Source organism: Shewanella basaltis (assembly GCF_023283885.1).
GTDB lineage: Bacteria > Pseudomonadota > Gammaproteobacteria > Enterobacterales > Shewanellaceae > Shewanella > Shewanella basaltis.
On sequence record NZ_JAKILA010000023.1, the window covers coordinates 43,662 to 65,512 of the forward strand.

24 protein-coding genes are annotated in these 21,851 nt (G+C 41.8%); 22 read left to right on the forward strand and 2 right to left on the reverse strand.

All coding sequences use genetic code 11. The features are described from left to right. Positions 1–184 precede the first annotated feature (184 nt). On the forward strand, positions 185–616 hold the full coding sequence (locus L2703_RS15450) for a universal stress protein (protein ID WP_248971971.1): 432 nt from the start codon (positions 185–187) through the stop codon (positions 614–616). 117 nt (positions 617–733) lie between these two features. Here the strand turns inward: L2703_RS15450 and L2703_RS15455 are convergent, their stop codons facing one another. Together L2703_RS15455 and L2703_RS15460 are read right to left on the reverse strand one after the other, a co-directional pair. Then, a complete protein-coding gene (locus tag L2703_RS15455; RefSeq protein ID WP_248971972.1) occupies positions 734–2,344 on the reverse strand; it encodes a PH domain-containing protein in 1,611 nt (536 codons plus the stop codon). Further along, positions 2,337–2,981 carry a PH domain-containing protein gene (locus L2703_RS15460; protein ID WP_248971973.1) on the reverse strand — a complete coding sequence of 215 codons (645 nt, stop codon included), beginning with the start codon at positions 2,979–2,981 and terminating at the stop codon, positions 2,337–2,339. The genes L2703_RS15455 and L2703_RS15460 overlap by 8 nt, the downstream gene beginning before the upstream one ends. Before the next feature lie 176 nt (positions 2,982–3,157). Here L2703_RS15460 and L2703_RS15465 point away from each other — a divergent pair, with 176 nt between their 5' ends. The 21 genes from L2703_RS15465 to dinB all read left to right on the forward strand — a co-directional run bounded on the left by L2703_RS15465 (position 3,158) and on the right by dinB (position 21,716). Continuing rightward, a complete protein-coding gene (locus L2703_RS15465; protein ID WP_248971974.1) occupies positions 3,158–3,484 on the forward strand; it encodes a winged helix-turn-helix domain-containing protein in 327 nt (108 codons plus the stop codon). A gap of 38 nt (positions 3,485–3,522) precedes the next feature. Next, positions 3,523–3,837, forward strand: coding sequence for a CorA family divalent cation transporter (locus tag L2703_RS15470; RefSeq protein ID WP_248971975.1), 315 nt, complete (start codon positions 3,523–3,525; stop codon positions 3,835–3,837). 60 nt (positions 3,838–3,897) lie between these two features. After that, a complete protein-coding gene (locus L2703_RS15475) occupies positions 3,898–4,488 on the forward strand; it encodes a magnesium transporter CorA family protein (RefSeq protein WP_248971976.1) in 591 nt (196 codons plus the stop codon). 16 nt (positions 4,489–4,504) lie between these two features. Further along, complete coding sequence (locus L2703_RS15480) at positions 4,505–5,152, forward strand: alpha-ketoglutarate-dependent dioxygenase AlkB family protein (RefSeq protein WP_428848667.1); 648 nt, start codon at positions 4,505–4,507, stop codon at positions 5,150–5,152. A 525-nt stretch (positions 5,153–5,677) separates the two neighbouring features. Further along, positions 5,678–6,763 (forward strand): deoxyribodipyrimidine photo-lyase, encoded by a 1,086-nt coding sequence (locus L2703_RS15485; protein ID WP_346347553.1) that lies wholly within the window; start codon positions 5,678–5,680, stop codon positions 6,761–6,763. A 9-nt stretch (positions 6,764–6,772) separates the two neighbouring features. Further along, positions 6,773–7,093: an FAD-binding domain-containing protein gene (locus L2703_RS19055; RefSeq protein WP_346347554.1), complete on the forward strand. Its 321-nt coding sequence runs from the start codon at positions 6,773–6,775 to the stop codon at positions 7,091–7,093. Positions 7,094–7,219: 126 nt separating this feature from the next. After that, positions 7,220–7,519, forward strand: a complete 300-nt coding sequence (locus tag L2703_RS15490; RefSeq protein WP_248971977.1) for a BolA family protein — start codon at positions 7,220–7,222, stop codon at positions 7,517–7,519. Positions 7,520–7,720: 201 nt separating this feature from the next. Next, positions 7,721–8,821 (forward strand): TRAP transporter substrate-binding protein, encoded by a 1,101-nt coding sequence (locus L2703_RS15495; protein WP_248971978.1) that lies wholly within the window; start codon positions 7,721–7,723, stop codon positions 8,819–8,821. Positions 8,822–8,920: 99 nt separating this feature from the next. After that, a complete protein-coding gene (gene luxS / locus L2703_RS15500) occupies positions 8,921–9,430 on the forward strand; it encodes an S-ribosylhomocysteine lyase (RefSeq protein ID WP_248971979.1) in 510 nt (169 codons plus the stop codon). A gap of 176 nt (positions 9,431–9,606) precedes the next feature. Beyond that, positions 9,607–11,679, forward strand: a complete 2,073-nt coding sequence (locus L2703_RS15505) for a TonB-dependent receptor (protein WP_248971980.1) — start codon at positions 9,607–9,609, stop codon at positions 11,677–11,679. A 409-nt stretch (positions 11,680–12,088) separates the two neighbouring features. Continuing rightward, positions 12,089–13,423, forward strand: a complete 1,335-nt coding sequence (locus L2703_RS15510) for a Na(+)-translocating NADH-quinone reductase subunit A (protein WP_248971981.1) — start codon at positions 12,089–12,091, stop codon at positions 13,421–13,423. Continuing rightward, positions 13,423–14,622: an NADH:ubiquinone reductase (Na(+)-transporting) subunit B gene (locus tag L2703_RS15515; protein WP_248971982.1), complete on the forward strand. Its 1,200-nt coding sequence runs from the start codon at positions 13,423–13,425 to the stop codon at positions 14,620–14,622. The genes L2703_RS15510 and L2703_RS15515 overlap by 1 nt, the downstream gene beginning before the upstream one ends. Further along, positions 14,615–15,400, forward strand: coding sequence for a Na(+)-translocating NADH-quinone reductase subunit C (locus L2703_RS15520; protein WP_248971983.1), 786 nt, complete (start codon positions 14,615–14,617; stop codon positions 15,398–15,400). The genes L2703_RS15515 and L2703_RS15520 overlap by 8 nt, the downstream gene beginning before the upstream one ends. Next, positions 15,400–16,032, forward strand: a complete 633-nt coding sequence (locus L2703_RS15525; RefSeq protein WP_248971984.1) for an NADH:ubiquinone reductase (Na(+)-transporting) subunit D — start codon at positions 15,400–15,402, stop codon at positions 16,030–16,032. The genes L2703_RS15520 and L2703_RS15525 overlap by 1 nt, the downstream gene beginning before the upstream one ends. Positions 16,033–16,037: 5 nt before the next feature. Continuing rightward, a complete protein-coding gene (gene nqrE, locus L2703_RS15530) occupies positions 16,038–16,646 on the forward strand; it encodes an NADH:ubiquinone reductase (Na(+)-transporting) subunit E (RefSeq protein WP_160055340.1) in 609 nt (202 codons plus the stop codon). Between the two features lie 45 nt (positions 16,647–16,691). Continuing rightward, on the forward strand, positions 16,692–17,939 hold the full coding sequence (nqrF, locus tag L2703_RS15535; RefSeq protein WP_248971985.1) for an NADH:ubiquinone reductase (Na(+)-transporting) subunit F: 1,248 nt from the start codon (positions 16,692–16,694) through the stop codon (positions 17,937–17,939). A 114-nt stretch (positions 17,940–18,053) separates the two neighbouring features. After that, the gene (locus L2703_RS15540) at positions 18,054–19,067 is read left to right on the forward strand and encodes an FAD:protein FMN transferase (protein WP_248971986.1); all 1,014 of its coding nucleotides are present in this window, start codon (positions 18,054–18,056) and stop codon (positions 19,065–19,067) included. Between the two features lie 54 nt (positions 19,068–19,121). Beyond that, the gene (gene nqrM, locus L2703_RS15545; protein WP_248971987.1) at positions 19,122–19,346 is read left to right on the forward strand and encodes a (Na+)-NQR maturation NqrM; all 225 of its coding nucleotides are present in this window, start codon (positions 19,122–19,124) and stop codon (positions 19,344–19,346) included. A gap of 215 nt (positions 19,347–19,561) precedes the next feature. After that, positions 19,562–20,032: a bacterioferritin gene (bfr, locus tag L2703_RS15550; protein ID WP_248971988.1), complete on the forward strand. Its 471-nt coding sequence runs from the start codon at positions 19,562–19,564 to the stop codon at positions 20,030–20,032. A 12-nt stretch (positions 20,033–20,044) separates the two neighbouring features. Continuing rightward, entirely contained in the window at positions 20,045–20,512 is a 468-nt protein-coding gene (gene bfr / locus L2703_RS15555; protein ID WP_248971989.1) for a bacterioferritin, read from the forward strand. 127 nt (positions 20,513–20,639) lie between these two features. Further along, the gene (dinB, locus tag L2703_RS15560) at positions 20,640–21,716 is read left to right on the forward strand and encodes a DNA polymerase IV (RefSeq protein WP_248971990.1); all 1,077 of its coding nucleotides are present in this window, start codon (positions 20,640–20,642) and stop codon (positions 21,714–21,716) included. Positions 21,717–21,851 lie beyond the last annotated feature (135 nt).

Sequence of the window (21,851 nt, forward strand, 5' to 3'; positions counted from 1 at the left end):
GGATTTTTGATCAAACGCAAGTGTTCGGTATGTTTTTGATTTTGATCACTAAAAAATCACCCATTAATGACTACACTTAAATGGTAAGAAGGGTTACTAACCGCGTGAATACAGCCTGTGGTTTACGTAAGTTTAAGCTGGTTAACTGACTCTTTTGTGGTTCACGTTTAAGGAGGGTAGCAACATGCGTACACGTAATATTTTATGGCCGACAGATTTTTCTGATACGGCGTCTCATGCTTTGCGGTATGCCATTGAAATGGCAAACTTATACAATGTGGGTATTCGTATTGTGCATGTGGTTGATCAACCCCTTGGTGACGAAAACTATATGGTGCTTGCTATTACACCTGAAGAATTGGCTAAAACCATGGAAGATGCCGCCGCCAAGCAAATGCATGAATTATTAGCTCAGTTAAAAACCGATTTAAAGATAGAAACAGTGATCCGCCGTGGTGATGCGGTGACCGAAATTTTAGCAGAAGCTAATAGCGACGACATTGGCATGGTGGTTATTGCCAGTCATGGTCGTACTGGTCTTGCGCACTTTTTACATGATAACGTGGCAGAAGAAGTGGCTAATAAAGCAAAATGCCCAGTGTTAGTGGTTAAATAACCTGAGCTTGGCTTATAGTCATTGCTTTCAAATAGCCCACCGTTGTAGTGGCGTTATTTAGACCCACATGCAAGGATTTTATTTTGCGGTAAGCTGCATGTGGGGTATTTGTGTTGGTTAAATCCAGGGTTCATTATGACGACTTATCGCATGTAATGAGCGTGAAATGATCTGCTCAGCAATAGTGACCGGGATATAGGGAAATACAATACTACCGCTGGCGAGACCGACTTCGACATAAGCCAGTTTAGAGCGTTTTTGTCCCAGTGTTTGCGTTATTTTGACATGTTGAACTTTATCAAAAGCAATCCGTTTCCATTGTCTGCCTAGCAACCCTGTATGCTGCCAGAGCACATTATCGTCAAGCACATATCCCCATTGTCGATAACGTAAATAAATGATCCCAATAACTGCGCTGGTGATTAGCCAAGTGGTTTCGTAATAGCTTAAAGTGCGGCCATCGAACCAAGCGATAACCGACAGTAAAGTGGCGATTGCAAGTGGCAACATCATTCGTTTTGTAAACCAATAAATATGAATGCGGTTGTAATGGCCAGGTAAAACGCTTGCCCCACCACTGAGATTAGGCATGGCTGCTAATATCGATTCCACTTCGCAGGGGGTAACACTGGGTATAAGCATATGTTGTTTGGTTTTTTGCTCAACTTCTTGACCTTTGACTTGTTTAAAATACAAGGTCCAACGTTTAAATAAGCGTGCTAATACAGGTTGCTCTGCGTGGATAAGTTGTATCCGTTTAATGGCTAATGCATCTTGTTGATGCGAAATTACTCCTCCGCTTCGCTGGAGGGTGTCGTTGAGTCTGTCTAGTTTGTAGGGGTAATACTTCAATACGGCGGCAATAATCGAAATAAGCGAAAAAAGCCCGTATAAAACAATGATCCCTGCAATTAAGAATAAGCTTTGTAAAGCGATACTTTGCTGGGTTTGGCTTTCTATCCACAACCAGAATTGCTTTGCTAGTGGCGAGTCAAACAGGTTTTCCATGTCGATTTGACCAGCGATGGGACCTGCAATCACTGCAAACCAGATAAAGTTGTTATGGTAAAAACCAAACATAAGTAAATCGCCCAAGGATTTACGCGCAATAGCTTGTGAGTTGTGTTGCTCATGTAATGGTTCAGTCGCTGTGTGTTTTGCATGTGCTATTGATGCTTGAACTGCTTGATGTGGCGAGTTTTCTGCTTGCGTTAATTTAAGGAGTAAGCGTTTAAGCGTGAGTGCTTGCCAAGTATCGAGTGCGGCAAGTTGTGCTTCATCTTTTTGTGAGCCCGCGGTTTCAATGATCAGGGTGCCTAGTGCAAGCGGTTTAAAATAAAAAGGCTGCTCATAACGAATATTTTGAATTCGATTTAGTGGGATTTCATCTTTTTTAGTAAAAAAAAGTCCACGCTTTACTTCAAGTTGATCGCCATTTAACCGAAAACGAAATTTACGCCACTCAATGATGGCAGCCGTGCTCACCAAAATGGTGATGACGCTGATAGCTAAAATAAACCACTGTGCATCAAAACCTTGTTTCCAGCCGGTATAAACAAATGGAATGACAGCAAAACCGTTACTGAGAACCCCCTTAATGGTGCTAAAAATGTAGGTGATAATCGACCAGGGCGACAAGGCTTGCCAGCTGGTTAATTGCTCAGCAAAATGTTGCTGAGTTTGAGTGTTATTTGCGTGTTGCGCTACCCCCTTTGGTTGATTATCCATTGGGTGTATCCTCGTTATGATGAACAGGTGTTGGGCGTGTTAATGGTTCAGCATGTTGTATTGAAGGCTGCGCATGGCTTGCGCCTGCTTTTGTCAGCAAATGCTGGCGTAGATGTTCGGCTTCATCAGCATTAAGGCCTGGCAAATCTATTTCAGCGACACCGCTACCAGCACTAAAGCATTTTAGTGACACGAGATTGTATCTTCGCTCTAGTGGCCCTTGTGAGAGGTTAACGTGCTGTAAGCGAGTATAGGGTAATGCCGTTGTCGAGACCCAAAAAAGTCCTTCTCGAAATACCAATTCATGCTCAAACACCCCATAGGCAATTTTTTGGGCTTTAAGATGAACGAGTTTTATTATAATGACTGCCAATAGCAGACAAATAGGTAATATTGCTAAGGTCGCACTTGTTGGGATATTGGGATTGACTATACCAAATACACTAACGACAAGGGTGATTAACACGGCAACGGCGATACTGATAATCAGCAGTAATTTGGGGTAGTTATTATCGACAGCTTGCAAAGAGAGTTCGGCTAAGGGAATGTATTGTGTTTGGGCTAAACTAGGGCCATGCCGATAGAGGTGCAACTGAGCCTTTGGCTCTGTAAAGTTGTCGTTTGTGTCCATTTTCATTATGGTTTTTTCCTTAGTTACCGTCGATATTATAGTGCCATGCTTTACCATAAATCAGTTGTAAATGTTTGCTTAAATGTTTTTTATCCCTTGTTGGTAAGCCTGATATTACTTGCATCTAAGGCATGACATACAGTAATTTCAAATAAAGCGATATTGTATAGGACGTTATCATCATGTTTTCTGAACTTAATGTGGTCAGTAAGTCGCAAAAAGCATTTTTGCGAAAGCTATATTTAGCGCACTTACTTGATGAAGAACAGCATAATTTATTGAGTTTACAAAAGTTAACGGCAATGCCAAGACGCACACTACAAGATGCTGTTGCCGCATTTGCCGATATTGGTATTCAGGTTGATTTTATTCAGCACGGTCAGCGACATAATGACGGTTACTATCGTATTTCGACTTGGGGCCCCATTAGTAGTGCTTGGGTTAACAGCCACTTTCAACAGATTAAAATGGTGATAGAAGAGGGCGAGCCCCAAGAATTGGCCATCTAGTTAATTTGGTTTTAGGGTTGTTTAGACACGAGTCAATTATGACAATACGCATTTTATTATTTGATACTCAAGGCCAGCTATTGTCTAATGGTGACGCGAGTCTAATGGGGCAATATGATCCAGAACAACACCTAATATGGATTGATATCAATGGCCCGAATAACCGAGCGTTTTTTCAAAATAACCCGCAGTTTGGGGTGGATAACCTCGATTTTGACGACGCTCATAGAGAGCGACACCCACCGCAATTAGAATCATATCGTGATCATGACTATTTATTAACTCATGAGTTAATGGAGCGTGAGTTGTATCTTTTGCTGGAGCGAAGTCACTTGCTGATGCACGTTAACTAGCAGTTTTTAATAACTCAACATCTTGCATCGTCCACAAGTGTTAACGCTATTATTGAGCAATTGCTTAATGAGCATGCTGTTGAACCTGCCAATATGAGTACGATATGTTTTTCGATAATGCGCCAGATTGTGACAGATTATTTAGCCGTAATGCTGGCTTTAGAAGAGCGTCTTAATGATATTGAAGATGAAATATTTAATGCCTCAACTGACGACTTATTAGCGGAGTTAATGGCCTACAGCAGTAAATTACAAAAAGCCAAGCGCTCGTTTGGTTATCATGAAGAACTGCTGCAGCAGTTGCTCAATGACACACCACAACATATTCAATTTGATTACTCTCAGCTAAGCTATTTATACAATCAGTTTGAGCGGTTATCGAGTCGTGCCAGCTTATATCAAGGTTTAGTGAGTAACTTAATTAATGGTTTTATTTCAGTCAGTGCCCATAAAACCAACCGTGTCATGATGACCTTAACCTTAGTCACGGCTATATTTTTGCCTCTAACGGTTATTGCGGGGATTTATGGGATGAACTTTGAGCACATGCCAGAGTTAACGTGGCCTTATGGTTATTATGCGATATTGATCATAATGGCGCTGATTGTCGTATCGGGCTTATGGATTGCTAAACTAAAACGCTGGTTTTAATCCTTCGGAGGTGAACTTGTCTGGATTACAACATGGGTTTGACTTTGGCGCATCACAAGCCGAGTTGGAGTTTGATACCCAAGCCAATTATGCATTGACTCCCCCAGTGACTTGGATTAAACGTTTTTTGTCGATTAAACAGCAACAGTTATTACTCAATGAAGTGGCTCATTACCCACTAGAAAGAGTATCTATTGAGGTATTTGGCAAGCATCATCTCATTCCACGTACTCAGGCATGGTTTGGCGATCAAGGGTGTGATTACCATTATTCTAAACTACACATCAAAGCTTTGCCCTGGCCTAATATACTCAGTCGTTTACGCCAAAAATTGTTGACTGACCATCAATTACACAGTAATTCAGTGTTAGTTAATCGTTATGCCAATGGGCATGATTGTATGGGCTGGCACAGTGACGATGAACCTGAAATTGTTGAAGGTTCTGCTATTGCCTCGGTTACACTCGGTGCCTGTAGAGATTTTGTTGTTCGTCATAAGAAAACACACACCAAAGTCAATTTTGCATTAGAGTCTGGCGATTTGCTTATTATGCACCCAGGTATGCAGCAACACTGGCAGCATGCTCTACCCAAACGACTAAAAGTGACCCAGCCAAGAATTAACTTTACCTTTAGGCATATCATTCCCCATTTTTATGGCTAATACCAATCCGCATTAGAATGCGCTCTTGTAGCGAAAGTTATCAGTGAGGTATTCGAGACAGCTTTTTGAGGGCCTAGAGCTCTAGGATTTAGAGCACGAGGATTTAGAGCACTAGGTTAAGCAAGGCTAACAAACAATACTACGCTGATAAATTCCCCCTTTGCCGCCTAAAATAGATCTCATTGTAATAAGGATTGGTATAATTAACCTCAACTCTGGATAAGAGATGTATCGATAACGATATAAATCAATAGATTGACTAAAATCCACTGTCAAGCTTGTGATTTGTTTTGCTAACAAGGCGAATTAACGCGTCAATAGCTAGCCTATTGCAAGTTAATTCAACGCAGTGAGGAAGGCAAAGGACTGCTTGAAAGGCGTTTGTTATCCAGAGCTGAGGTTAATTACTGCCGCAAATGGCAATAGTTCAAATTAACCGGTTATCAAAATGACATGTTATTGAACCTTATCGCAGCGTGTTGACGTATTGATTAGGCATGAAACACCCGTTAAGTGATGCCAACCATGAGTAATGCAACCGTTCAATCTTTATCTGCGTGCAATAGGACTTCTTCGTCAACCAATGTTAAAGCGCTTTATTGGCTTGGTGATGATTTACGTTTAACCGATAACCCCATTTTTACCGACATAGCCCAGCATGCTCAACAACTGATGATAGTGTTTTGCATTGAGCCGCACTGGTTTAGTGCGGCGCAATATCAGGCAAAACCAATGGGGTTACATAGGCTTAAATTTTTGCTCGAGTCGTTGCAGGCGTTAGACGAAGCGCTTAATCAGTATGGGCAGCAATTGCATATATTGTATGGCGAAGCGCAACAGTGTTTGCCTTATGTTATTAACCTTCATGGCATTAATTGTGTTTATCGAAGCAACCACAGCGGTGCAGATGAACGTGCAGTTTTGCAAGCGGTTAAACAACAATGTCACCGGGATATTACCTATTCGACTTTAACGACCCAAACCCTGTTTACGTTGCAGCAATTGCCATTTGAGTTGGACGCCTTGCCAGCTAGTTTTAGCCAGTTTAAAAAGCTGGTTCACAACTGCCATTTTGATGCGGCGAAAGATCCCGTCGCCTGGTTGCCACCTATGGTTGTTCTGCAGTCGCAAGATAAATTCATACAGCAATGGGTTACCTATCCTGATTGGCTCCCACAAACTCATCAGTTGACTAACGTATTTTGTGGCGGCGAACCCCAGGGTAAATTGCAGTTAGACAGTTATTTTGCTTCCAATTTACCCCACAGTTATAAATTAGTGAGAAATGAATTAGCTGGGTGGGAGCATTCAACAAAATTTTCGCCTTGGTTAGCAAATGGTAGTGTATCTGCCCGACAAGTGTTGTCGGCATTGCAGCAATTTGAGTCGCAACATGGTGCTAATGAGTCGACGCAATGGATTGAGTATGAGTTACTTTGGCGTGAATACTTCCACTGGTATAGCCACAAATTTAACAATAAACTATTTTGGTTTTCGGGGATCAGTGGCAAAAAACCATTAACCAGTTTTTATGCCCAACGATTTCAGGCGTGGAAAACGGCAACCACTCCTTACCCGCTAGTGAATGCATTAATGTCACAGTTAAACTAAACTGGCTACATGTCTAATCGTGGCAGACAAATAGTGGCCAGTTGTTTAATCCACGAATTACAGTGTGATTGGCGCTATGGTGCGGCTTATTTTCAGCAACAGCTAATTGATTTTGACGTCGCAATCAATTGGGGCAACTGGCAATATTTGGCAGGTGTGGGGGCTGATCCTCGGGGCTCAAGGCGGTTTAACCTTGCTAAGCAGCAACAGACTTACGATCCAAAAGGCCAGTTTATTAAAGCCTGGTTAGGCCGTGCTGCGTTGTCGCAAGATAACCTAGAACAGGTTGCTCAACTTGATTATGTTGATATGGCAGATTGGCCCAGTTAACAAGGTGATGGTCATCTCTTGGTTTGTTTTGTGTGCTATTAAACAGTTTTGATTTGCTTGTTTGACCTTTATTGTGCAAAACAGTACCCTGCGATTTCATTGATATGAATTAATAAGAGTATCACTATGTCTGTCGAACAAATCATTACAGATAAATTGAGTCAAGCTTTTGCGCCAGTGCATCTTGAGGTGATTAATGAAAGTAACCGTCATCACGTGCCGCCCAATTCAGAAACCCATTTTAAAGTGGTTGTGGTAAGTAACACATTTAGCGAACAACGTTTACTGGCTCGTCATCGTTCAGTTAATCAAGCATTAGCTGACGAACTTGCTAATGGGGTTCATGCATTGTCGATAAATGTTTATACCGAATCAGAATGGCAAGCATTAGATGAGGTTCCTAGAACCCCTAACTGCAAAGGGTAATAGCGTTTTAGCTATGGTGGCTAAGCCACTCTCGTAAGCCTTCAGGTTATGTCATATTAGGATTAACAATTATACTGTTATTCAATATGTTATATTGTAAAGCCTCACTTTTTAGTCAGGCTTTTTTATTGCTCTAATTGATTGTCTGTTGCTATTGTTATGTTACAGATATTGGTTGTTAGCGAAACTTGAGGATATGTTATGAGTAAGGTGAAGCAGGCCCGTTGGATTATAGGGCTTACCCTGTTATTTGGGTGTCAGCAAGAGCCGGCAACCCCTTTATCGACAGTAGCGCTACCTAAAAAGGATACCCAAGTTATTCAATGGCGCTTAGCGACGTCTTGGCCAAAAAATCTGGCCGGTTTGGGGATGGCTCCCGAGAGATTTGCCCAGTTAGTTGAGCAAATGTCTGATGGTCGCTTATTAATTGAAGTATACGGTGCTGGTGAGCTTATGCCGGCATTATCTGTTTTTGATGGTGTGAGTAATGGCACAATTGAAATGGGTCACAGTGCGTCTTACTACTGGAAAGGTAAAGCCCCCGCATCTCAGTTTTTCTCTTCAATCCCTTTTGGGTTAACAGCTCAACAAATGAATGCGTGGCTTTTTTATGGTGGCGGAATGCAACTGTGGGAAGAAGTGTATCAACCATTTGGTATTTTACCTTTAGCTGGTGGCAATACTGGAATGCAAATGGGTGGATGGTTTAATAAGCTAATTGTGTCACCTGCGGATTTTAAAGGACTTAAAATGCGCCTGCCGGGTATTGGGGGGGAGGTGTTAAAAAAACTTGGTGGAGTGCCCGTTGATGCTTTGGCCGGCCGAGAATTATATGGTGCATTACAAACCGGGGCGATTGATGCAGCCGAATGGGTTGGGCCTTATAATGATTTACCCTTGGGGTTAAATCAGGTTGCTCAATATTACTATTATCCTGGCTGGCATGAACCGGGTTCTACGATGGAGTTTTTAATTAATCAGCAAGCCTTTGCAATATTGCCGCAAGACTTGCAAGCCATCGTAAAAGTGGCGGCTCGTGCCGTTAATCAAGACATGCTCGATGATTATACCCAAGGCCATATTACGGCGATGGAAAAGCTTATTAACGAACATGGCGTTAAGATTGTGCCGTTTCCACAGTCGGTATTAGTTGCGCTTAAGGGCGCGCGCGATGAGGTACTGGCTCAAGAGGCTGCTAAAGATCCTTTATTTGCTAAAGTATTGCAGGCTTATTTGAGTAATGAAGCCTCGGTTAAGCGTTATTTTGAGTATACTGAGGCAGCGTTAAATCATGTTGAATAAAACGATATTAACACAAGCTGTGACAGCGTCTGAATAGTGATACTATTTCGATATGAGATCGTATAGTTGTATATTAAATTTATATTCTGGGAGAGAGCAATGCCTTTATTAGACAGTTTTACCGTAGATCATACTCGTATGAATGCTCCGGCGGTGCGCGTTGCCAAACATATGAGCACCCCAAGTGGCGATGCCATCACTGTGTTTGATTTGCGCTTTTGCGCGCCAAATAAAGACATTTTAAGTGAGCGTGGCATTCACACGTTAGAGCATTTGTTTGCCGGCTTTATGCGTGATCACTTAAATGGTAATGGTGTTGAGATTATTGATATTTCTCCAATGGGTTGCCGTACAGGCTTTTACATGAGTTTGATTGGTCAGCCAACAGAGCGTGCCGTTGCCGATGCGTGGCTTGCTGCGATGAGTGATGTGACCAATGTGGTCGATCAAAAAGATATTCCAGAATTAAACGAATATCAGTGCGGTACTTATGAAATGCATTCACTGTCAGAAGCCCAAGATATTGCTCGCATGATTATTGCTGCGGGTGTGAGTGTTAATCGAAATGACGAACTTAAACTAAGTGATGAGATTTTAGGTAACCTATAAAAAGTCACTAGGGGAGTAAAAAGCGGCTAAGGCCGCTTTTTTTGTCACTAAACGCCTAAATTATTGATTAAACGTTATCAGTATGCTGTTTTTATGTCACTGAAACCGTTATTGTATCGAGCACAAAAAGAGATACATTTATTTTGGCCCGACCAGACAAATATACGGAGATAATTATGTCTTACCACCCATTTGGCCTATCAGTCATCGCTGCTGCGGTCTTACTTGCTTGTCATTCACCCCATGCTGTTGCCCAAACGGTTACAGAGTCAATTGATAAGGCAAATAATCAAGTTGATTTACAGCAATCTAGTCAAAAGCAATTTCATTATCGTCAAAGTGATATTGCCTTAGGGTTAACGGGGGCGACAGTATTACCTAAAGCGCCAAATGCAAATGTTGAGTTAATGCATCGTGGCGTGTCAGACGGTGTTGCAATCATGCAAGATGGTATTTTCTTTTCTCCGGCACCCTATTCAGGTCAAAATATTGTTTTACAGCCTAATTTACAGCAGCAACAAAGCGTAACCTTGTCCAGCATGACAAGTGTTGTTGAAGGCTCAGAAGCTGCTTTTGGCAAGTTAGAATATCAGTCAGTCGCCATTAGTGAGAAAAAATATGCAGGCGAATTTAATCTTGAGGCGAATGACGATGCTGATTACAGCAGCGGTGTAATTATCAGCGGCACAACAAAACAATATGGCATGTTATTGGCTGTAGATTACCAATCAGCATCGGATGAAGTGGGTTACGAGTTAAATCGCGATGCGGATGCGACCCAAAAAGACATTATGTTTAAAATTGATGCCGACAGCTTACCTGGGGCGCGAAACAAACAAACTACCGAATTTAGTTATCAGTATTCTAGTCAAGATACCGAGCAAGGCACACTTGGTTTAACCAACAATGATTTTGAGCTAGTGCCTAATCAACGTTACGCTGCGGCCAATATTGATTTTACCGAAACTGAACGTCAACGCTATGTGTTAGCGCATAAACTTTTATTGTCGAAAACCTCGACTGTGGCAACTGATTTTTATTACCAAATCTATGCCCAAAAAACCGAAGATATGTTGTTTGTTGATGGCCAAACCATAAACAACGCTTTGCTAAGTGATATTGCCTCATTTGAAATAAATCCAAGTGCAGATGGCATGAACTTAGGCGCACTGTCGCAAGATAACGATTTTGCCGGCTTTGGTGTGCAAACCAAAGGCGTTAGCATGTATGGTCAACATCAAGTGACCTACAGCGCTCGTTATCATACCGATAAAGCGGAAATGGCCTTAGCTGAGCAAGACTGGTTATGGGACCAAGATTTGTCGTTAACGGCTGCGGGCGATAAAGCAGCCACTTTTGTTTATAAAGATGACGCATCGGCATTTTCGTCTGCTGTTGATACTCGACTTAATTACGGCCAATGGTCTGTCAATTTAGGTTTGGGTTACGAGCATGTGAGTGTCTCGCGTAATGTGAGCGATGATTATGATTTGGTTGAATCTGATTTTTCAGATGACGGCTGGATGCCATCTGTTGAAGTTGCTTATACCACGGGGGCATGGTCTGCAGCAGTGCAAGCTAAACAAGCTTGGACAGCAGCATCAGCAGGTAACCTTGAACAAGAAGCTCAAGAAGCATTGCAATATCAATTAGCTGTGGCTTATAAACAAGATACATTGGCCATGGCCATGACGGCCTACATGCATGATTATGATAACCAGCATGTTGGCTGTATGTTTGGTATGGTGTGCGATTACGAACAAATTACACTGCAAGAAAACATCCAAGATGTGACGGTAACAGGCATCGACTTGTCGGCTGAATATAGCCTAATGTTTGACCGTTTTTCTATTCCGCTTAAAGCCAAATACCAATACACCCAAGCCGAAGCTGACAGTGGATATTGTTCAAATAGCAATGGCTGCTTTGACGGTGAAGCTCAATTACCTTGGGTACCTAAGCAACAATTGGCGTTAAGTTCGGGGGTGGTTGTGGGTAATGTTTCTGTGATGGCGCAAGCGCTTTATCAGTCTGAATTAGAATATTCGGGTAATCTTGTTAACCTCGGCTCCATTGATAGCCAATGGAAAATTGACCTTGCTGCGAATTATCAGATTACTGAGCAACATGAAGTGTATTTACGAGTTGAAAATTTATTTGACGAAACATTAGTTGCTAATAGGACTCTTGGAGGCCTTCAAGCTCAGTCAGAAATGACCACTTATGTTGGGTATCAAGCTCGTTTCTAAGTGATGTTTTACTGAATTTTATTCAATAAACAAAACAATAACAGCAACTCAAGCGTACTTAAACGTGAGTTGCTGTTTTTTTGAATGACAAAGTAGATAAAATTATTTCGATAAATATTAATGCTATAGTATGTCAAATTGACACTTTGTCGTGATGGTTTTAGGCGCTCACTTTACACCGTGAGCTCGAGTAAAATTTTGTCGCTAGACTAAGATATAGGTATGAAAACACCTATTATTTTCGTGGCGATAGTCTCATATTTACGGTAAAATGCGCGCGACCAGCGTGATTGCGATCGCATTTTCGTATTAAATCTGCGCCAGCTCAAATGGCAAGTATTTGTTAATACTTTGTTTTTGTAGCGGAACGTGGCGCATTGTCTTTCCTTCAAACGTAGTGCTTGTGGATATGATTACAATTAAGAAAGGATTGGAACTGCCTATAGCAGGCGGACCAGAGCAAGTTATCCATAATGGCCCAGCCATTAGACACGTAGCTACTTTGGGTGAAGAGTATATTGGCTTACGTCCAACGATGAAGATCAAAGTGGGCGATAAAGTACAAAAAGGCCAGGTTCTTTTTGAAGATAAAAAGAATTTAGGCGTTAAATATACGGCTTTAGCCAGTGGTACTATATTAGAAATCAACCGAGGTGCAAGACGTGTACTTCAATCTGTTGTTATTGCAGTAGAAGGTAACGATAGCGTTACTTTTACCCAATACGATGCGGATAAATTAGACACGTTAGATGTACAGGCTGTGCGCGACAATCTGATTGAGTCAGGTTTGTGGACGGCTATTCGTACTCGCCCTTTCAGTAAAGTACCTGCTGTAGATGCTACTGCTGCTGGTATTTTTGTTACTGCAATTGATACTCACCCTCTTGCTGCCGATCCTGTGGTAGTCATAGCTGAACATAAAGAAGATTTTGCTAATGGCCTTAAGGTATTAGCACGATTAACTGAAGGTAAAGTTTACCTATGTAAAGCGCCAGGTGCGGATATCCCTGCTGCCAATGCGCAAGTTGAAGAGTTTGCCGGCAAACACCCTGCAGGTTTAGTGGGTACACACATTCATCATGTTCTTCCTGCTTCTGCCACGCGCAGTGTATGGCATGTAGGTTATCAAGATGTGATTGCCATTGGCCAATTATTTACTCAAGGTGTGTTAAACACTGAGCGTGTAGTGGCGATTGGCGGCCCTAGAGCAAAACAACCTCGTCTAGTTCGTACTGTATTAGGTGCTAGCATGACTGAACTTACTGCTAATGAAACAGTAGGCGATGCAGTGCGTGTAGTATCTGGTTCGGTATTGGGTGGCCGTACTGCTGTTGGACCTCATGCTTATTTAGGTCGTTATCATCAGCAAGTCAGTGTACTTGAAGAAGGTACAGAAAAAGAACTGTTTGGTTGGGCAATGCCAGGTGCGAACAAGTTCTCGATTACTCGTGCTTTCTTGGGACACTTAAGTCCATCTCGTCTGTTTAATATGACAACAAGTACTGGTGGCTCAGACCGTGCAATGGTGCCTATTGGTAGCTATGAGCGTGTGATGCCGTTAGATATTTTACCTACCATGCTACTTCGTGACCTTGTCTCTGGGGACTTTGATGGCGCAGCTCGTTTAGGCGCATTAGAGTTAGATGAAGAAGATTTGGCATTGTGTACGTTCGTATGTCCAGGTAAGTATGACTACGCTTCATATTTACGTGATTGTCTAGATACGATCGAGAGGGAAGGCTAATGAGCTTGAAAGATTTTATCGAGCGTATTGAACCGCAATTTGAAAAAGGCGGTAAGTACGAAAAGTGGTATGCCCTTTATGAAGCGGCAGCCACGGTATTTTACACTCCAGGTAAAGTGAACCATGGTTCAACCCATGTTCGCGATAACCTTGACCTAAAACGTATGATGATTACGGTTTGGGCCTGTACATTCCCAGCGATGTTTTTTGGTATGTACAACGTAGGCTTGCAAGCACAAATTGCTTTGGCTGCCGGTTTCGGTACCCCTGACGTTTGGCAAGTTGGTTTATTTGAGTTATTAGGCGCACAACTGACTGCAGACTCAGGCGTTGCATCCTTGATGTTCTATGGTGCTTGTTTCTTCCTACCGATATACGCTGTTACCTTTGTGGTTGGTGGTTTCTGGGAAGTGCTGTTTGCCTCTGTGCGTGGTCATGAAGTTAACGAAGGTTTCTTCGTCACCTCGGTACTGTTTGCATTAACCTTACCCGCTACGATCCCATTATGGATGGTGGCACTGGGTATTACCTTTGGTGTGGTTGTTGCAAAAGAAATCTTTGGTGGTACAGGGCGTAACTTCTTAAACCCAGCCTTAGCGGGCCGTGCATTCCTGTTCTTTGCTTACCCATTAAGCATGTCTGGCGACACCTCATGGGTTGTTGCAGATGGCTATTCTGGTGCAACAGCATTAAGCCAAGCAGCACAGGGCACATTTGATTACACTTCCAATGCAAACTGGTTAGATGCCTTTATGGGCTTTATCCCAGGTTCTGTTGGTGAAGTATCTACCTTTGCTATTTTGTTAGGTGGTTTAATTATCATCTATACTCGCATCGCGTCATGGCGCATTGTGGGCGGCGTCATGTTAGGTATGGTTGCAATTTCTACACTGCTTAACCTTATTGGTAGCGACAGCAACCCTATGTTTGCTATGCCTTGGCACTGGCACTTAGTATTAGGTGGTTTTGCTTTTGGTATGATGTTTATGGCAACTGATCCGGTATCAGCGTCGTTCACAAATACCGCCAAATGGGCTTACGGTTTCTTAATCGGTGCAATGGTTGTGTTTATCCGTGTGATTAACCCAGCGTTCCCTGAAGGTATGATGTTAGCTATCCTATTTGCTAACCTATTTGCTCCTTTATTTGACCATTTCGTAGTACAGGCAAATATCAAGCGGAGGATTGCTCGTGGCTAGTAATAAAGATTCGTTCGGTAGAACGCTATTTGTTGTTGTCGGCTTATGTCTTATCTGTTCTGTACTTGTATCGACTGCTGCGGTTGTTTTAAAACCAACTCAGCAAGAAAATAAGCTACTCGATAAACAAAAGTATATTCTTGAAGCAGCAAGCCTGATCAACACCAAAGAAGGTAAAGTCACTAAGCAAGACATTCTGAGTAAGTATAACCAGTATGTTGAAGCACGTTTAGTTGACCTAAAAACCGGTGATTTTGTTGAAGGTGATGCTAACTTATATGATCAACGTAAAGCATCGCGTGATGTGGCAACTTCGTCTATTCCTGTAAACGATATCGCTTCAATCAAACGTGTAGCTGACAAAGCCGTTGTGTACTTGGTACGTGATGATGCTGGCAAGTTAACCAGTGTTATTTTACCGGTTCACGGTTACGGTTTATGGTCAACCATGTATGCATTTTTGGCTCTTGAAGCCGACTTAAACACGATTCAAGGCTTAGTATATTACGACCAAGCTGAAACACCGGGTTTAGGTGGTGAAGTTGAAAATCCAAAATGGAAAGCATTGTGGAAAGGTAAACAGTTATTCGATGCTCAAGGCGACTTAGCTATCAGCGTAACTAAAAATCCTGCAGTGGCTAGCTCTGTTCATGGTGTAGATGCACTTTCTGGTGCAACCTTAACCAGTAACGGTGTTCAACACTCATTGCAGTTTTGGTTAGGTAAAGAAGGCTTTGCAAGCTTTATCGCTAAAGCACGCAACGGAGGGTTAAGCTAATGGCTGACGTTAAAGAACTTAAACAGGTTCTGACCGGACCGATTATCAATAACAACCCAATTGCGTTGCAAATTTTGGGTGTGTGTAGTGCGCTTGCTGTAACCAGTAAAATGGAAACAGCTTTAGTAATGACCATTGCGTTAACCGCAGTAACAGCGTTTTCTAACCTGTTTATTTCGCTTATTCGTAATCACATTCCTAGCAGCGTGCGTATTATTGTGCAGATGACGATTATTGCCTCGTTGGTAATTGTTGTTGACCAAGTATTACAAGCTTACGCTTACAGTATTGCTAAACAGCTATCGGTATTTGTTGGTTTGATTATTACAAACTGTATCGTAATGGGTCGTGCAGAAGCTTACGCTATGAAAACCCCACCAATGATGAGTTTCATGGATGGTATCGGTAACGGTTTAGGTTACGGTGCAATTCTTTTATCAGTTGGTTTTGTGCGTGAACTATTTGGTAATGGTTCATTATTTGGCGTAGAAATCCTCAGCAAAATCTCTGACGGTGGTTGGTATCAGCCTAACGGTTTATTACTGCTTCCACCTAGTGCGTTCTTCTTGATCGGTGGTTTGATTTGGCTGATCCGTACTTATAAGCCAGAGCAAGTTGAAGCAAAAGGGTAAACGCAATGGAACATTATATTAGTTTATTAATTCGCTCAGTTTTCATTGAAAACATGGCGCTAGCGTTCTTCTTAGGTATGTGTACTTTTTTAGCTGTGTCTAAAAAAGTGACAACTGCGATGGGCCTAGGTGTTGCAGTTATCGTGGTACTGGCTATTTCGGTTCCTGCTAACCAAATTATTTATCAAGGTTTACTTGCTCCTGGCGCATTAGCTTGGGCTGGTGTTCCTGATGCTGATTTGAGCTTCTTGAAGTTCATCACCTTTATCGGTGTGATTGCAGCACTTGTACAAATTTTGGAAATGGCGTTAGACAAATATTTCCCACCTTTGTACAACGCGTTAGGTATTTTCTTACCTTTGATTACCGTGAACTGTGCGATTTTTGGTGCAGTATCATTCATGGTAGAGCGTGACTACAACCTAGGCGAGAGCGTGGTATTTGGTATCGGCTCTGGTATTGGTTGGGCATTGGCAATTGTATTGCTAGCCGGTATTCGCGAAAAGATGAAATATTCTGACGTGCCAAATGGCTTGCGTGGCTTAGGTATTACCTTTGTGACTGCTGGTCTTATGGCTCTAGGTTTCATGTCATTCTCTGGTGTTTCTCTTTAAGAGCATTGAGACGACGCATTAATTTGAACCTTTAAGGATAAGTGAATGGGTATTCTTGAATCTACTCCAATAGATGTTTATCTAGGTGTGAGTATGTTTACTGTGATGGTATTAGTGTTGGTTTTAGTGATTTTATTCGCTAAATCAAAACTAGTTGCAAGCGGTGATATCACAATTGGTATCAACGGCGACACAGATAAAGCAATTAAAACTGGCGCAGGCGGCAAGTTACTTGGCGTATTAGCTGACAACGGTATTTTCGTATCAAGTGCGTGTGGCGGCGGTGGCTCATGTGGCCAGTGTCGTGTACACATTAAATCAGGTGGTGGCGACATTTTACCAACTGAACTTGACCACATTAGCAAGGGTGAAGCTCGTCAGGGTTGTCGTTTATCATGTCAGGTTAACGTTAAATCTGACATGGAAATCGAACTTGACGAAGAGATCTTTGGTATTAAAAAGTGGGAGTGTGAAGTTATCTCTAACGATAACAAAGCCACTTTCATTAAAGAGCTTAAGTTGCAAATCCCTGATGGCGAATCTGTGCCTTTCCGTGCAGGTGGTTACATTCAGATTGAAGCGCCTGCTCACCATGTTAAGTACGCAGACTTTGATGTTCCTGAGAAATATCGTGGCGACTGGGAACACTTTGGCTTCTTTAAATTAGAATCTAAAGTAGACGAAGAAACTATTCGTGCTTACTCAATGGCTAACTACCCAGAAGAGTTTGGCATTATTATGTTGAACGTGCGTATTGCTACGCCGCCTCCACGTAATTTAAGCTTGCCTTGTGGTAAAATGTCTTCATACATTTGGAGCTTAAAAGCTGGCGATAAAGTGACGATTTCTGGTCCATTTGGTGAGTTTTTCGCTAAAGATACCGATGCAGAAATGGTCTTCGTTGGTGGTGGTGCTGGTATGGCTCCAATGCGTTCACACATTTTTGACCAATTAAAACGTCTTAAATCAAAACGTAAAATGAGCTTCTGGTACGGTGCCCGTTCTAAGCGTGAAATGTTCTACGTTGAAGATTTTGACGGCTTAGCAGCTGAAAATGAGAACTTTAAGTGGCATGTTGCGTTATCTGATCCGCAAGCGGAAGATAACTGGACGGGTTACACAGGCTTTATTCATAACGTATTGTACGAAAATTACTTACGTGACCATGATGCCCCAGAAGATTGTGAGTTCTACATGTGTGGACCTCCAATGATGAACGCGGCCGTGATTGGTATGTTAAAAGACTTAGGCGTTGAAGACGAAAACATCTTACTTGATGATTTCGGTGGTTAATGAGTTAACTTGTTGACAAGAAAGTCATGAAATTGCAGCAATGCAGACAGGGTGTGCTAACACAGGTCTGCAGGCTGCAATTTTTTTTATTCAGACAACTAGCGTAAATTAGACATGAGCGTAAATACGATAAAGTTTTTATTTGCATCTGTATTGCTACTCGCCATAAGTGCATGTAGTTCCCCAGAATCGATTATTTCGTTATCTGGTAGTACCATGGGAACGACTTACCATATTAAAGTGGTACCCAATGAATCGATGCCAGAAGCACAATTGTTACAGGCAGAAATCGACATGGCTTTAGAAGTGGTCAACGATCAAATGTCGACATATCGCCATGATTCAGAAATATCAAAATTTAATCAATTACAGCTACAACAAAGCGTTAAGGTGTCGTCTGATACAATTAACGTGATTAATGAAGGGATTCGCCTGTATCAAGAAACTGGCGGCGCATTGGATATTACCTTAGGCCCAGTGGTTAATTTATGGGGATTTGGACCGGATAAACGCCCAACATCAGTCCCCACACAGTCGCAAATCGATGCAGCTAAAGCGAAAATGGGCATTAATGAGCTCGCAATAAACGGGACGACATTGACTAAACACAATGCCGACTTATATGTAGATTTATCGTCTATTGCTAAAGGTTTTGGCGTAGATAAAATTGCCTCAATTTTAGATAAATACAATGCAAGTGGTTACCTTGTTGAGATTGGCGGCGAGATAAACGTAAAAGGTACAAAAGCCGATGGAATAGCCTGGCGTATAGCGGTAGAGCAGCCGAACGACGAAGGTCAAAGCGTGCAGCAAGTGATAGAGCCAGGTACCATGTCGATGGCGACATCAGGTGACTACCGTAACTTTTATGAAGAAAATGGCGAGCGTTTCTCACATTTAATTGATCCGCGTAGCGGTTATCCTATAAAGCATAAACTTGCTTCTGCAACCGTGCTACACTCTAGTTGTATGACCGCAGATGGATATGCAACCGCCATGATGGTACTGGGAACAGAAGCTTCGTTGGCGCTTGCTAAAGAGAAAGATTTAGCAATAATGCTCATCGAAAAGCAAGAGCAAGGTTTTAAGGTCTATTACAGTGATGCATTTAAAGCATATGTAAAATAGGGTGACATAACTGATTTTACGTCAGGCCTAAAATAGAGTTGATTGGAGTAGGTTATGAGTACATTTTTAGCAGCGTTTGTGGTGTTGTTAGTATTTTTCTTGTTAATGTCTGTTGGTTATATAGTGAAAAAGAAAGCGGTAGAAGGCAGCTGTGGTGGATTGGGTGTACTGGGTATTGAAAAAGCCTGTGATTGTGACGACCCATGTGATGCGCGTAAGTTGCGTATGCAAAAAGAACAAGCACGCAAAGAGATGCTGAATCAAAACCGTATTATCTGATTTTCCATATTGTATGTGCTTACAATGTAAAGAGCCTTCATTTTGAAGGCTTTTTTATTGTCGTTTTTAGTGAATGAGTTACAAAGCTTAGTTATAATGATAATGGTTATCAATTGTAAGTGTGTGAAATTAAAAGGAAATTTGCCTTTTTGTCTACAGTGTTCTATCCTGTGTGTAATTGATCGAGATCAAATTATTTAGCAAGGGACATTACTATGAAAGGTCATCCTAAAGTTATCAACCAGCTTAACCGTGTGCTTACCTGCGAGTTGACAGCCATTAACCAGTATTTTTTACATGCTCGCATGTTTAAACATTGGGGTTTAGAAAAGCTCAATGAAAAAGAATATAAAAAGTCGATTCAAGACATGAAGCACGCTGATAAGTTGATTGAGCGAGTGTTGTTTCTTGAAGGCTTACCTAATTTGCAACAATTAGATAAATTACGTATTGGTGAGCATGCAGAAGAAATGCTCAGTTGTGATTTGCAAGCTGTCACCGAACAAATTGTGGTTTTACGAGAGGCTATTAAGCTGTGTGAAACCGAGCAAGATTATGTGAGCCGTGATCTGCTTGAAGATTTATTAGAAGATGAAGAAGAACACTTAGACTGGATCGAGTCTCAGCAAGGGCTGATTGAGCAAACGGGTATTCAAAACTATCTTCAATCTCAAATTAACGACTAGTAGGAACAGATTATGAAAGGTAATCCAGAGGTAATTGACGCCCTAAATTTACTGTTAACTGGCGAGTTATCAGCGATGGACCAATATTTTGTGCATGCTCACATGTATGAAGATTGGGGACTTAATGAACTTTATACTCGTATTTTGCACGAGTCGGATGATGAAAAATTACATGCCGCAAAACTTGTTCAACGCATTCTGTTTTTAGAAGGTACGCCAGATGTTGCGAGCCGTGAAGCATTGAACATAGGTAAAGATGTGCAAGAAATGCTAAAAAACGACCTTGAATATGAATATAAGGTTGCTGCCGATTTACGTAAAGTGATTAAGTTGTGCGAAGAGAAAGCTGATTACCAAACTCGCGAGATTTTAGAGGTGTTGCTTGATGACACTGAATCAGATCACATGTACTGGTTAGAAAAACAACTCGGTCTCATTGAGCGTGTTGGTTTGCAAAATTACTTACAAAAGCAGATGTAATCTATTACTTTATGCGATGCAAACAAAAGCCCAACAGTGTTTGGGCTTTTTTGTTTTCGATTGATTGAATACTGTTTTTATATACAGTAATATGGGGTCAGTTTAATTATTCAGTGATGGTTTAAGAATGCGTAAAATCATTCACATCGATATGGATTGTTATTATGCTGCGGTTGAGATGCGCGACTTTCCTGAGTTACGAGGAAAGCCTATTGCTGTGGGCGGCAGAAGTGACCGCCGTGGTGTAATAAGCACTTGCAGTTACGAAGCCCGGAAATTTGGGGTTCGCAGCGCAATGTCCAGTTACCAAGCATTGCAATTATGCCCTGATTTAGTGTTAGTGCCGGGTCGAATGGAGGTGTATAAATCAGTATCATTGCAAATTCGTGAAATTTTTCATCGCTACACTGATTTGGTTGAACCTTTATCATTAGATGAGGCTTACCTTGATGTTACAGATTGCACCGCTTATCAGGGGAGTGCCACTTTACAGGCTAAAGCCATTCGCGATGAGATTTTTGCCGTCACTGGCTTAACGGCTTCTGCTGGTGTTGCCCCGATAAAGTTTTTGGCCAAAATTGCTTCTGATTTAAATAAACCTAATGGCCAATATGTCATAACGCCAAATCAAGTCCATGAGTTTGTGAAAGATTTACCTTTGAGGAAAATTCCCGGTGTGGGTAAGGTGACCTCACAAAAACTTGCAGATATTGGTTTACTTACCTGTTTTGATGTTCAGCAATACCCTAAAGCGAAGTTGATTGATGCATTTGGTAAATTTGGTCATGTGCTTATTGAGCGTGCTCAAGGAATAGATCCTCGACAGATAAGCCCTCATAGGGTGCGCAAATCGGTTGGTGTAGAGACAACATTAGCCAAAGACATTTTTACCTTAGAACAGTGCCATCAGGTATTACCGCAACTTATACAAGAATTAAGCGCTCGAATTCATCGTAGCGCCAGAGACAGGCAAATTCATAAGCAGGTCGTAAAAATTAAGTTTAACGATTTTAAGCAAACAACCATTGAACATCGCAGTGATGATATATCAATTAAGCTGTTTCATGAGTTATTAAAACAAGCATTACTGCGAAGCCAGGGGCGGGGAATTCGTTTATTAGGTGTGAGTGTCGGCTTAGCTGATGTCACGGTACATCATGCAAATGATATAAACAAAAATACTCAACTTGATCTTCAATTTTAGCTTAAACACTCGCCACAATGGAGTGGCCCAGCAGCTTTTGCTTTGCGTTGTCGTAATTTGAAAGGGAACCACCATGACCACATAGTGACGCCTTAATTAAAAAGGCTGGTCACATTCTTATTGACCACTGATTAA

Excerpts from the sequence above, each read along its gene's own strand:
- L2703_RS15450 (WP_248971971.1), top strand. The coding sequence starts at position 185 with ATGCGTACACGTAATATTTTATGGCCGACAGATTTTTCTGATACGGCG.
- L2703_RS15455 (WP_248971972.1), bottom strand. The coding sequence starts at position 2,344 with ATGGATAATCAACCAAAGGGGGTAGCGCAACACGCAAATAACACTCAA.
- L2703_RS15460 (WP_248971973.1), bottom strand. The coding sequence starts at position 2,981 with ATGAAAATGGACACAAACGACAACTTTACAGAGCCAAAGGCTCAGTTG.
- L2703_RS15465 (WP_248971974.1), top strand. The coding sequence starts at position 3,158 with ATGTTTTCTGAACTTAATGTGGTCAGTAAGTCGCAAAAAGCATTTTTG.
- L2703_RS15470 (WP_248971975.1), top strand. The coding sequence starts at position 3,523 with ATGACAATACGCATTTTATTATTTGATACTCAAGGCCAGCTATTGTCT.
- L2703_RS15485 (WP_346347553.1), top strand. The coding sequence starts at position 5,678 with ATGAGTAATGCAACCGTTCAATCTTTATCTGCGTGCAATAGGACTTCT.
- L2703_RS19055 (WP_346347554.1), top strand. The coding sequence starts at position 6,773 with ATGTCTAATCGTGGCAGACAAATAGTGGCCAGTTGTTTAATCCACGAA.
- L2703_RS15490 (WP_248971977.1), top strand. The coding sequence starts at position 7,220 with ATGTCTGTCGAACAAATCATTACAGATAAATTGAGTCAAGCTTTTGCG.
- L2703_RS15495 (WP_248971978.1), top strand. The coding sequence starts at position 7,721 with ATGAGTAAGGTGAAGCAGGCCCGTTGGATTATAGGGCTTACCCTGTTA.
- luxS (WP_248971979.1), top strand. The coding sequence starts at position 8,921 with ATGCCTTTATTAGACAGTTTTACCGTAGATCATACTCGTATGAATGCT.
- L2703_RS15505 (WP_248971980.1), top strand. The coding sequence starts at position 9,607 with ATGTCTTACCACCCATTTGGCCTATCAGTCATCGCTGCTGCGGTCTTA.
- L2703_RS15510 (WP_248971981.1), top strand. The coding sequence starts at position 12,089 with ATGATTACAATTAAGAAAGGATTGGAACTGCCTATAGCAGGCGGACCA.
- L2703_RS15515 (WP_248971982.1), top strand. The coding sequence starts at position 13,423 with ATGAGCTTGAAAGATTTTATCGAGCGTATTGAACCGCAATTTGAAAAA.
- L2703_RS15525 (WP_248971984.1), top strand. The coding sequence starts at position 15,400 with ATGGCTGACGTTAAAGAACTTAAACAGGTTCTGACCGGACCGATTATC.
- nqrE (WP_160055340.1), top strand. The coding sequence starts at position 16,038 with ATGGAACATTATATTAGTTTATTAATTCGCTCAGTTTTCATTGAAAAC.
- nqrF (WP_248971985.1), top strand. The coding sequence starts at position 16,692 with ATGGGTATTCTTGAATCTACTCCAATAGATGTTTATCTAGGTGTGAGT.
- L2703_RS15540 (WP_248971986.1), top strand. The coding sequence starts at position 18,054 with ATGAGCGTAAATACGATAAAGTTTTTATTTGCATCTGTATTGCTACTC.
- nqrM (WP_248971987.1), top strand. The coding sequence starts at position 19,122 with ATGAGTACATTTTTAGCAGCGTTTGTGGTGTTGTTAGTATTTTTCTTG.
- bfr (WP_248971988.1), top strand. The coding sequence starts at position 19,562 with ATGAAAGGTCATCCTAAAGTTATCAACCAGCTTAACCGTGTGCTTACC.
- bfr (WP_248971989.1), top strand. The coding sequence starts at position 20,045 with ATGAAAGGTAATCCAGAGGTAATTGACGCCCTAAATTTACTGTTAACT.
- dinB (WP_248971990.1), top strand. The coding sequence starts at position 20,640 with ATGCGTAAAATCATTCACATCGATATGGATTGTTATTATGCTGCGGTT.